Here is a 12,750-nt window from a genome sequence, read left to right on the forward strand (position 1 = left end):
ATGAGAGCTATTATAATTTTTCTGCTTGCGACTACAATTTTTTGGTCTTGTTCTAGCAGTAGTGATGACGGAGCTGAAAAAGGAACTCTACCAATTGATAATAAGGCACCTTTACCCGTAACTGAACTTTTATTTCCCCCAAACAACATGTTGTGTTCAGATAACGTCTTGGAATTTCAATGGGAAAAGGCCCAGGATCCTAATGAAGACCCTTTGACTTATATTTTGGAGGTGGCAACAGATGATCAGTTTACAGAGGCAGCGATTTTTGATTCGGCTTCAAACGCTACAACCATTACTTTAGATAAAAATCAAATCTATTATTGGCGGGTTGCGGCAAAGGATCCTTTCAATTTGATAGGACCGCATTCAAAGGCATCCAAATTTTATACAGAAGGGTTTGGCGAAACCAACCATCTACCATTTATGCCAGATTTGGTAGCTCCCGATACAAATGAAATGGTAGATGAGGGAATAGTCAAGCTAGATTGGACAGGTGGGGATGTAGATGGTGACCCACTTGCATATGACATTTATTTTGACACGAAAAATCCTCCAGAAAATAAGATAGGTAGTAATGAAAGTAAGTCTTCCATTGAGGTGAACGTCCTTCCTGCCAGTACATATTTTTGGAGGGTTAGGGTTAAGGACGGAAAGGGGGGAGAGGCCATTGGTCACGTTTGGAGCTTTGCAAGCAATTGAGATGTAATGCGAACAAAAGCTGCTTCGAACGTTTTCCGGAATTTTTTTAGATCAATACGTCATATAACATCTTTACTAACTATAAATAAGTACACCCAAAACTTAAAAGAGCTAATGCGTGTCAGTGCGAACTCTTGAAGCCTTTTTAAGGACGGTGATTTTTTCAGTATTAAGAAGATATTGTGCCCCATATCATTTTTTAACTTAAACTATAATATTATGAAATTTAAACAATTTGCCCAAAAGGCAACAACCTCTCTTTTGGGGTTAATGCTATGTCTTGTTTCTTGCGATGATCCAACAGAATTGGTTAATGAGCCAGAAGTAGAAGTACAATCTGTTAAAGCAACGGCTAATGCCAATCAAATTGCGAACAAAGGTGTCCAAAAAAACCTAACTCCTAATGTGTTTATAAAAAATGGGGTGGGGTATCAAGGTCCTTCGCAAAGTGTAATTAATACTTTTCCAAAATTTGTTGTAGATGAATTGCCTAAGCATAATGCTACGCAAAGAATTCAAGCAGCAATAGACCAAGCTAGTGCTAGAAATGGAGGAAGGGTAATTATTAGACCTGGAAAGTATATCGTAAAAGAGATCAATTTAAAGTCCAATGTCCATATCAGGCTTAAACCTAATGTTATTATGGTTGCGGACCAAAGGGATCAAAGTCCTGCGGCTCGGGTCAAACACAAGGATATTTTTCTGATAGGTAGAAGAAAAAATATCAAAAATGTAAGTATTGTGGGCGAGGGTAAAGGGCAGTCTAGGCCTAAGTTCAGATATTTTAGGGAATCAAAAAGAAATGAAGGAGGGGTTAGGGCTTTTTCTGTAAATGGTGTCAAGAATTGTTTTATTCAAAATGTTCTTATTGAGGACAATGAAACTCGATTTGCGGGTATCGATTTTAACTTCAATTTTAGTGATGTAAGCAAAGCAGGAAGACCTACAAATGTAACTATAGATAATTGTGAGATTAAGAAGGGTGCTTATGGTTATGGATTAGTGCAATTAAATTGCGGGTTAAATGTTTTGTTATCGAATTTAACCGGGGAAGGTGGAATTACTGCCCGGATAGAATCGGACAATAGGACGTTTAAGAGTAAAACTATAGGTATAGACAATGCGCATGTGCGTAATGTTTTGACGATAAATGGTAACACCTCCGTACTCTTACAACCGTGGAATGTTGTAAATGGAAATGTTTTCATAGATGGAGCTTATGCCATAAACTGCAATTTTGCGGTTGAAAGCCAAGACGGCTATCAAGATACAACGGGCAAGGGTAGATTTGGGCCTAATTCTAGTATCAAAAACGTCGCCGCGGTTTATGGCCTTACGGCAACCGGTCATTTTGCACATGAAAAGGCCATTCCCAATTGTTTACTTAGGTTTTTCAAAAAGAATGAACCCTCTCCTGACGCGGAAGAGTCTGGGGCTAGGGTAGGGCCTTCAATATGTGTCGTGGGAGATTTTGTTACTCGCGAAGCGAATAGAGTAAAGGTTTTTGGCAGTACAGTTAGTGCCACCGTACCTAATAATACAAACCCCGCAAACACAGTAAATTCAAGAGTTGATATCTTAACCGGCAATGCTATTGCGCATAGGGGCAACGACCCTAATAAACAATGTGGATGGAGGGCTTATAATTAGTAGGTTATAAGCCTTTTGCAATTAAGGTAAGGTTGAGAACATTTATCTTTTTATACGTTTTGCCTTAAACGATATTGGGGCGCAGGACCTATATAGAGGTGAATTATTCTCAACCTTTTACCCAAACTTATCCCATAATCTTTTTTGAGGGACACCTTGATTCCAATTGACCTGAAAACTGCACAAAACCTAGGCTTAAGGATTGAATTGTAGCCAAAAGTCTTTCGGAAAAATAAAAGAGAAGTATAACGTAAAACTAGTAATTGAAATGAAAAATTTATCGCGAAGACGTTTTATCCAAACCACGGGTACTGCCGCGGCAGGAACTATTATTATGCCCAACATGTTGACATCATCGAGAAATAGCACTGTAAATGTAGCTGTCATTGGCGTAAATGGAAGAGGCATGAACAACTGGACTCAAATGTTAGGGATAAGAGGTGATTATAGAAGGATAAAAGAAGGACTGGAACCTGATGGCGAAAGAAAGCCCCATAAACACGTAAATATTGTGGCCATGTGTGATGTTGACGATGTGGCTTCTGCTACAGCCTATAAAATGATGCCTGAGGTGAGAAAGTTCAAGGACTTTAGGGTCATGTTGGATGAAATGCATAAGGATATAGATGCCGTAATTGTTTCCACTCCAGATCATACCCACTTTGCAGCAACCATGGCCGCTATGGAAAGGGGAAAACATGTCTATGTAGAAAAACCATTGGCCCATGATATATGGCAGTTACGGACCCTTAAAAAAGCAGCCGAATATTATGGCGTGGTTACACAGCTTGGTAACCAAGGGCACGCTTCAGATGGTATAAGGGACTTTAAAGAATGGTATGACCAAGGTTATGTAGGCGATGTAAAGGAAATTCATGCCTGGTTCAATGGGCCAAAGTTTGGAGATGATTTATGGTTCAATAAACCTACAAGTTATCCACCTGTAGCTGAACCCATACCCGGTACCTTGGCTTGGGATTTATGGTTAGGACCGGCAAAAGAAAGAGCTTATAGCCATTATTATTTACCCAAATGGTGGCGTTCCCACCTTGATTTGGGAACGGGAATGTTAGGGGATTGGGGATGCCATACACTGGATGCTCCATTTTGGACGCTAGATATGGGTATGCCTACCTCCATAGAACCCATACACTCGGTATTAAGTCCTCGCCCTACGGATTTCGGCCCTGATCAATCTATTTTAAAGTATGAATTCCCTAAGCGTGGAAACAGACCGGCATTGACCATGTTCTGGTATGAAGGGGGTAAAAAACCCGAGAACCGACCTGAATGGGGAATGCAAAATGTACCAGGTAACGGAATGATCATGGTAGGGGACAAACAATCGGTTTTTACAGGAGGTAAACCTTATGCTCCTAAAATGTTAATGCCAAAAACGGAGTGGGATGCATTTCAAAAGAAAGGTTGGAACAAAACCATTCGTCGTATTCCCAATGAAAACCCACACGGAGAGTTTATTGATGCGATTAGGGGAAAAGGTCCTAAACCCGGTTCTAGTTTTGAGTATGGTGCAGATTTAACGGAGGTCGCTTTACTAGGGGCTCTGGCACAACGGTTTAATACAAAGATTGAATATGATGCCGCAACTATGAAAATAAGCAATCAGCCTGCATTGAATGCTTACGTCAAGGAAGAGGTGAGGGCAGGTTGGTCGTATGGTGAAAACCTATGGAAGTAGTTGTAAACTTCTTTTTATGACATTGTCGAAGGTGTAGTTTCTTTATGTACAAAACAACGAGAAAGTTTGGTTAAACCGATACTGTGTTCGATTAAAATAGTCTAGATACACCGGTACGGACTTACCTGTTGGTGTCAGAAAGTCAATATATATTATAAGAATGAAAAAAAAATACAAGTTACTTTTATTACTATTATTTGCAAATTGCTTTGCGGCACAAGCCCAAGATTTAGAAAGAAAGGCAGAGAAGAAAATAACCCGGTTAGAGACTTTAATGTCTAAAGCCGAAAGAGAAGGGTTCGATGTAACACGCGAAAAAACCATAATATGGTTTTCAAAAGAATTTTTGAAAATTGCCAGGTGGGATGAGAATAATACCGACTTTATACAAAGTACTTTTGAAGAATTTAAACCATTAAAAGGAGACAAGGCCCAAATGGCTAAGGACCTTCCTAATTTTGAAAGGAAAAAGGTGGTGGAAATTTTGGATAAAGGAATTGCCAACCTTACAAGGGTTATGAATGGAACCATTGTAAGAAGACCGGTGGCGAAGGTAGATTGGGAGAATATAAAAGTGGAGAAAGACCAATTTACCAGCAATGGAAAACCTGTGTTTCTATATGATTATTTTTCAAAATCAATGGGGAACCCTACCTTGGATTCCAATATATATAACGACCATCTAGGAAATATTGACCGTATAGGAGGTGTTACGCCTCTTTTATTAAATGAAGATCGGACATTTAATCAGCGGACCTTGAATAGAATTGTCCGTCACCCGGATACAAAGGCAGGTTATCTTTTGCTATGGAATACGAATATTCCCGAATGGATAGAAAAACAAGAGCCAGAGGTCACTAAAGGTGTAAATACCTTTATGGGGTTTGATATTGATAACCCTTTAATGCGTGAGGTCTGGGGCAGTATAATGCAAAAAACTGGAGAAGTAACCAAAGGCAGAAAGGCAGTACAATTAGGTTATATTTTGGCCAATGAACCCCATTGGCTTTCTGAGGAGGGGAATTGGGCCTACAAACTTGGGGAAATGAATGAACTCTCATCTTATACCTTAGATAAGTTTAAGTCTTGGTTAATCAAAAAATATAATAATGACCTTGCCCAACTCAACAAAAATTGGAAAACGGAATTTGAGACGTTTAAAGATATAAGTTTTGTTTTTCCACTGAAAAAGGAAACCAAGGGAAGCCCGTTCAGATACGATTGGGACCGCTTTAATATGGATAGGGTTACAGAATGGTTTTCTTTTTTACAAACAGAATTGCATAAGACAAACCCAAAGGGAGATACCCATATTAAGCTTATATCCCACTTTTTTTCGGATGATGAACGCTCTCATGGAATAGACCTTGAATCCTTAACGGAACTAACTACTATGATAGGCGATGATGCAAAGACAAGGGAGAGGGATATCCGTTTTGATAAGCCGGAATTCTGGGAAGCGAATTATTCGTACCACTGGCAAGAATTGTGTGTTTCGTATGATTTTATGGAGTCGGTGTCACCCGATAAAATACATGTGAACTCAGAAACGCATTTTTTATCTAGTGTTGCATGGAGAAAGCTTGATACCTCTCCCGAATATGTGAGAAACAACTTCTGGCTAGCTACACTACATGGTATGGATGCCGGTTTATCATGGTTTTGGGCAAGGGACCCAGATGGCTCCCCCGAAGCTAGATTTGAGAATAACATTTATTCAAAAGATAGGGCTTTGAGCGAGTCATTTGCGGCATCGGTGAATATGCAACCCCAAGTAGCCAACGAACTCACCCAAGTAATGATGGACTTAAATAGTTTTTCCGAAGAGATTATGGCATTACGTCGTCAGAGAAAACCAATAAGGTTATTTCATTCGGAAACTTCGGCCATTAACAAAGAGCATCATATGACACAACAATATGATCTTTATGAATCTTTGTTCTTCGAAGGTTTTCCTGTAGGGTATGCCACTGAGAACATCATTAAAAAGCAGGATAGTAAAAACTGGGATGTTCTTCTTGTATACAAAACAGAATATGTAACTGATTCAGAATTTAACGAGTTACAAAATTACCTAGATAATGGAGGGACTGTCATAATGGATAATGAAACCAGCCTTTCAATGAACGAATACGGATACAAGCGGTCAAAAACCTTGAAAAAAGGGAAGGGAAACCTACATATTCTGAAAACAGATGAATATGAGACTCTAAAAACATTTGCCCTAGACTTGATAGCAGATAAATTACCCGCAGTTGTTCTTTCAGAATCTAATGGGGCGGCCCATAAGGGGTGTACTTGGAGAATAGCCCCTAATGGTAAAGGGGGCTATGTAATGACAATTATAAACCTGGGAAAAACCAAAGCCCGATTAAACGTTTCTATGAGGAATGGGGAAGAAATTAAGTGCACGGATATACTCACGCAACAACCGTTGAAGACAATGTTTGATCTTGATGTTCATGGTGTTCTATTACTTGAAATCGAAAAAACTAAAAATTGATCGATAAAGGAGAATCGGTGCCTTTGCTGTTTGTTTAAGCCAAGTAATACTGTCTAGAAGAATTAGACAAGGAGTAATTTGTTAGAATTCAAAGCGATAGTGTTAATAGGAATTAGGCGAAAGCAAAATGTTTAAACCTCTTGGAAAGAATAAATGACAATTGGCTTGAGCGTTGAGATAAAATTCTCAATTGATCAAGCGTCTAACTTTTACATTAAATGTTATGAAAAAAATAGTTCAATCTACAATTTTGTTGAGTTTATTTTATAGCTCAGTATTCGGACAATTAGATACAAATTACTTTAATCGTTTAAAATCTGAAACCATAAAATCAAGTGATGCGTTGGAATGGGTCCAATTTGGTCCGGGTATGTCGGGATATTGTGAGTTTTTTTGGTGTCATCCTACAGATCCTAAAACTATCCATATGAGTCCGGATATGTTTAACGCTTATGGAAGTTTTGACGCGGGTAAATCTTGGCAGACCATTAAAAATTATGACAGCCAAGACAGGGGAATGGGGCGTACCTATGATATAGAATTTTCTAGGCAGAACCAAAATTTTGGCTTTGCCATTGATGAGGGAGGGGGTGTCTATAGAACAAAAGATAAGGGTAGAACTTGGGAGAAAACTTACTCAATAAATAAAGCCCATTCTGAAATTGCCGTAGATCCATCAAATGATAATAATTGGTATATAGGGGCAGGATCATGGTGGGACGTTAAAGGAACACATAGAACCTTGGCCAATCCAATGGCAAACCTAAGGAGTACCGCAGTATCGGGACATATCTATAAAAGCACGGATAAGGGGAAAACTTGGAAGAAAATTAGTAGAGGACTACCATCAACCTTAAGCGTGGCTAAAATTATAGTAGACCCTAGAAATTCCAATAGGATTATTATGGCCGCTAATACCGGTATTTATCGCAGTATTGATAAAGGTGAGAGTTGGTCTCCTAGCAAAACAGGTTTACCTAACAACTTACCAAAAGATATGACCTCTTATTATAACAAGGGGCAGAACAAGTTTGTTTTGTATGTTGTTGAACAAACCAAGTATATTAAAAAGGGCAATACTACAACTTCAAAAGGAGGAGTGTATAAAAGTACAGATGGAGGAAAAAGCTGGAAATCAATTACGGGTGACTTAGGTTTTGATTTAACGAAAATAACCGACCCTCTTACTAGATCAAAGTACAAAAGAACCGTATCTAATTGGTTAAGCATTCCTACAAACCAAGTTGGGGAACTTCCAACACAAACTATCCCAACATTTCATAAAATTAGGGTAAACCCGAAAAACCCTCAAGAAATCTACCTTTCCCATAACGTAAAACATGATTTTTCCTTTGGACCTGGAGGCGTGTGGAAAACGGAAAATGGAGGAAAAAATTGGTTTCCCTGTGCTCGAACGGGAAAATATTGGACAAGTGGACAAGATAAGAGCTATTGGGAAGGGAGGGGCATGCCAACAGGTATGAACACTACTTTTGCCCATTTACAGCCCAAAATGAAAAAGGCAGATGGATATTTTGGGTATAGATTTATCGAGATAAATTCAAAGGGAGAAATATTTACAAGTATCGATCAACAAATATTAAAATCGACTGATGGGGGAAAAAAATGGAAACAAATAGATGATGATGAAACCGCACCGAATAGCAAGGGATGGGTAGGAAGAGGAGGGAGTAATTTACCGGGACGGTATATTTTATTGGATACGGGCACTCCAAATAGAAAGTTATTCTGTAGCGGAGAGCATGGTTTATGGGAATCCGCTCCTCTAAAAAATCACCCAAACCCTAATGCAGTAGCCGTAAAACAAATAGAGGGACAAGTGAACGAACCTAATGCCGCTACTTCTATAGGATATGTTGCCGTACATCCTAACAAACCCAATATTCTCTATACAATTCAATTTCGACAAGACCATCGGGATAATTTTCGTAGATCCATCGATGGAGGCAAAACTTGGGAAAATATTTCAACGCCTATAGATCACCCGGATACTAATTTATCGGGAGAGCGGATATTTTCATACTCCATCCTAATAGACCCAGTCACTCCCAAAAACATTTATTTTTGTGTTATTAGGGACGCTCCCGCAGAAGTCAATAGTTATATCCCTCCGGGAGACTTCAATAAATTTGGCGTTTATAAAAGTACGGATGGAGGGTTTAGTTGGAAAGTGATGAATAATGGTTTTCCTCAAGGGGCTAGTGTTCGTAGGTTGGAAATGCACCCCACCAATAGTTCCGTCATTTATGCCGCGTCTAACTTTAGTTCTAAAAATAAGGTTCCAGGGGGGCTATATAAAACGACCAACAAAGCGGCTTCTTGGTCTAAAGTGGAAATTCCAGCAGCTATCAAGTCGGTTAATAATGTACATATTGATGAAACAACAAAGCATATTTACATTTCGTGCGGTAGAAAATCAGGTACTTATGATGAAGGAGGAATTTGGAGAAGCAAGGATGGAGGAGCCTCTTGGGAGAAAATATTCGATTTACCTTATGTATGGCAGACAGAAACTTCGCCTATTAACCCAAATATTATTATTGCCAGTGTTCCTTGGAACTCAAAGGCAAAAAATTTAGGGGCTTACCTATCTAGAAATGGAGGTAAAAATTGGATTAAAATAAATAAAAATTTAGCGCATCCCGATGCAATTACTGATATTCGACCTGACAATAAAGATGAAAACACCTTCTGGTGTGCGGGCTGGGGAAGCGGCTGGTATAAGGGCGTTTTAAAAAATCAGTCAACAAGTCAGTTAATTGAAGATGGTACATATTATGTAAAATCAGTTCTGTCTGATCAACGATTATTAGCTAGAGAGTTAGAATCACATAGTGCAAGAATGGCCAATCCTGGAGATTATAGTGATCAACAGTGGGTTTTTACACATCTAAAAAATAATATCTATCATATTAAAAATAAAAGAAGCAATAGATATTTAGAGGTGCCTTTCGGCAAGTGTGGAAATGGAAATGATGTTGCCACACAAAACTCCAAGTCATTAGATCATCAAAAATGGAAAGTGCTTAAAAATAGCTCCAATAAATATTCATTTAAACCCATACATTGTAGAGAGGTCGCATTGGATATATCCGATGGGGCCCTAAATGCAAACGTGCATACGTGGAAGTACTCCTACGCAAATAAAAATCAGCAATGGGAACTTATTGCGGCCAATGCTGGTAAAAGCGACTTTTCGTCTAAAACCCAAGACATATTAAAAGTATTTCCAAACCCTGCAAAGAATAATATTGCTATAACGGGTGTGCACTATGGCGACCAAATAAACGTGTATAGTATGCTAGGAACCTTGATCGAAAGTAAAATAGCGAGCCAAGATAAAGAGGTCATGGATATTTCCTATCTTACATCAGGACTATATATAATATCTGTACCTGAAAAAGGAAGTATAACGTTCGTTAAGGAATGATTTGAGCGACTTCTCTATGGTCTTTTCTAGTAAGTGTAGTTGTTAACGATAAGACACTGTCCCAGAGATAAAATTACGGCCAGCTACAGCAAATGATCAAGAGTTGGTACAATATTGGGACACGAAACGGCACGTTACCGGAAAGATTCTTTACAAAAAAAGACAAAATTCAGATGATAGGATTTTGTCTTTTTTTTTGAATAAAACTACAATAACCCATTAATGATCATCAGTAATTTTTAGCCTTTGAGTTGCCATTGCGCCTGATTATTTACCCAAAGGTCAGGGGTGAAAAATAAGACCGTCTTAAAAAGTGTTATAAAGGTCTTTGCTTCAAATACTAGGGGGGCAAGGGGTACTATAGATGTGCATAGTGTTTTCTACACGGTTTACTTCAATTTTTTGAAAAACCTTATTATGTCATCGGCTAACAATTTAGGTTGTTCTAGAGCCGGAAAATGTCCTCCTCTAGGCATTTCTGTCCAATGGATCAGGTTAAAGCCTTTTTCAATATAATCTCTTGGCGGTAAAGGAATTTCTTTTGGAAACCTTGCAAAACCAACTGGAGTTTTTACAAAATCGTTTTTTCCAAATTTGAGAGGATTATTGCCGATCTCGTGATACATTCTAATAGATGAGTGTATTGTTTGAGTGAACCAATATAAAGTGACGTTCGCCAGTAATTCTTGTTTTGTAAAGCTATTTTCAATAGCTCCATTGTTGTCGCTCCAAGCCTTAAATTTTTCTAATATCCAAGCACAAAGTCCAATTGGGGAGTCATTTAGTCCATAAGCCAATGACAAAGGTTTTGTGCTATGGACTAAAGCATAAGCGCCCTCTTGTTCATTCCACATTTGTGTATACTTTCTGAATTTCACGATGTGCGTATCTATACTTTCGTTCTCTTTAAAATAAGGTTCATAGGAATCGGAAATATAATTCAGATGTAATCCGATAACACTTTCAGGATATTTTTGCGCAATTTTTATGCTAATTCCTGCACCAATATCTCCGCCTTGAAGCCCATATCTCTTATACCCTAGCTTAAGCATAAGTTTATGCCATAAATCTGCGTTAAACCCATAATCACTTCCATTCTCCCTTGGTTTTTTTGAAAATCCGAATCCGATTATTGAAGGTATAACCAAATCAAAGGCCATGTCTTCTGATTCTGTTAGATATGGTATGATTTTGAGCATTTCAAGAAATGAACCAGGCCAACCGTGTGTTATAATTAGGGGAGTGGCCTTCTTCTTTTTACTTTTAATATGAAGAAAATGGATTTGGTTTCCATCAACTTCCGCGATAAAATTCGGAAAGGAATTTATTTCTTTTTCAATTATTCTCCAGTCGAATTCTTCGAGCCAATACCCAGCTAGGGTTTTGATATAAGATAGGCTAGTACCGTACTTCCAATCTGAGTTTTTAATTTCATCTGGCCACCTAACTTTTTTGATTCTATAATTTAAATCATCAAGTTCAGATTGGGGTATGTTTACCTTAAATTCTTTTATCATCTAGATTTACAACATTATGTACAAAGTACTTATAACGACTAAGGTAATAAATCCCTTTTCGGGAATGTCCGGCCTTCCCGGAAAAATAATATAGATGGCTATACGATTTCCTTAGGCGGTAATTATGGATAGGTTTGTTTAATATCAGTTTGTCTCCTTCAAATTAAGGAAGTAACTCAGTCTTTACGGAAATTACAATGGAAGCATTGATTTTTGCCAATTGGTTCTTTTCCTTGAAAGGCGGCCAAAAAAACTATGATATCTAGAGAGGGCATTATATAGTATTTTATGATTTGATTAAACCTTTCCAAGTTTTGATAGTCTTTGTATTACACTAAAAATAAAACGGTCAATTCTGAATTTAATACGTACAAAAAATGAAATATATAATATATGCATGCTTACTACTAACAAGTTTTAATGCTTTTGCATCAGGTAAAAAAAGTATTTCGGCAGATACCACACAAGTAAGCAATGAAGGTATATTATATAAGGTTTCACAAGAAGGTAATTATGTCTACCTAAACATTAGCACTACTGAAAAAAAGACGGCGATGTCAATAATTAGAACCGGACTTACCATTTATTATGACATTAAAGGAAAGAGAAAGAAGGATGTGTACGTAAAGTATCCTTATAGTACGGAGCCAAGACAACCTCGGCAAGGTTCACTAGAAATTAAGGATATAAATGCTATAGACTTAAATCATATGATTGAAAAGTTGCCAGCAGTAGCGGAGTATAGCTCTTTTGAAGAAAGACAAGAGTTTAATAAAGACTTGAATAGTTTAGACATTACAATTGAAAACAGTTATTCACCTTCAAGTCAATTATTTGAATTTTCCATTAAAATTCCAAAAGCTAAAATAGCCTCTCAAAAAAACACCGATTTTTCTAAACTATCCATAGGTGTTGTAGCCAATAAAAAGGAAGGAAATATAAATAAGGAAAGAGAGCAAGGACAAGGCCAAAGAATGAGGAGTGGTGGTGGTCGTAGAGGAAATGGAAATGGACGTGGCGGCGGCGGTATGGGGCGCCAGAATAGACAACGACCAAGTTCGACAGTAGAAAAGACAAGTGTAAATTTTTGGTTTGAAGCAGAATAAACCCATAGTTGTCATCTACGTCTAGATGTTCAAGTATTTTTATCATTAGTATCGCCATTCGGGCATTGGCGGAAAAACAGCTTTTTTATTTTTTATCGTTGGCATTTGGCAAGGGAAAAATG

General features: G+C 38.0%; 7 protein-coding genes. 6 read left to right on the forward strand and 1 reads right to left on the reverse strand.

Features of this window, described 5'->3' with window-relative positions; all coding sequences use genetic code 11:
• The 5 genes from BW980_RS20770 to BW980_RS20790 all read left to right on the forward strand — a co-directional run bounded on the left by BW980_RS20770 (position 1) and on the right by BW980_RS20790 (position 10,005).
• The gene (locus BW980_RS20770; RefSeq protein WP_139327757.1) at positions 1-702 is read left to right on the forward strand and encodes a fibronectin type III domain-containing protein; all 702 of its coding nucleotides are present in this window, start codon (positions 1-3) and stop codon (positions 700-702) included.
• Positions 703-921: 219 nt separating this feature from the next.
• Positions 922-2,352, forward strand: coding sequence for a glycoside hydrolase family protein (locus BW980_RS20775; RefSeq protein ID WP_076457082.1), 1,431 nt, complete (start codon positions 922-924; stop codon positions 2,350-2,352).
• Between the two features lie 268 nt (positions 2,353-2,620).
• A complete protein-coding gene (locus BW980_RS20780) occupies positions 2,621-4,051 on the forward strand; it encodes a Gfo/Idh/MocA family protein (RefSeq protein WP_076457124.1) in 1,431 nt (476 codons plus the stop codon).
• Between the two features lie 160 nt (positions 4,052-4,211).
• Positions 4,212-6,554, forward strand: a complete 2,343-nt coding sequence (locus BW980_RS20785; protein WP_139327758.1) for a glycoside hydrolase family 42 — start codon at positions 4,212-4,214, stop codon at positions 6,552-6,554.
• Between the two features lie 223 nt (positions 6,555-6,777).
• Positions 6,778-10,005 carry a VPS10 domain-containing protein gene (locus BW980_RS20790; protein WP_076457084.1) on the forward strand — a complete coding sequence of 1,076 codons (3,228 nt, stop codon included), beginning with the start codon at positions 6,778-6,780 and terminating at the stop codon, positions 10,003-10,005.
• A gap of 389 nt (positions 10,006-10,394) precedes the next feature.
• Here the strand turns inward: BW980_RS20790 and BW980_RS20795 are convergent, their stop codons facing one another.
• Positions 10,395-11,522 carry an epoxide hydrolase family protein gene (locus tag BW980_RS20795; RefSeq protein ID WP_076457085.1) on the reverse strand — a complete coding sequence of 376 codons (1,128 nt, stop codon included), beginning with the start codon at positions 11,520-11,522 and terminating at the stop codon, positions 10,395-10,397.
• Between the two features lie 377 nt (positions 11,523-11,899).
• On the opposite strand from BW980_RS20795, the gene BW980_RS20800 reads away from it, so the two are divergent.
• Positions 11,900-12,628 carry a hypothetical protein gene (locus tag BW980_RS20800; RefSeq protein WP_076457086.1) on the forward strand — a complete coding sequence of 243 codons (729 nt, stop codon included), beginning with the start codon at positions 11,900-11,902 and terminating at the stop codon, positions 12,626-12,628.
• Positions 12,629-12,750 lie beyond the last annotated feature (122 nt).

Origin of the sequence: Zobellia uliginosa, from assembly GCF_900156625.1 — a bacterium.
Classification (GTDB): domain Bacteria; phylum Bacteroidota; class Bacteroidia; order Flavobacteriales; family Flavobacteriaceae; genus Zobellia; species Zobellia uliginosa.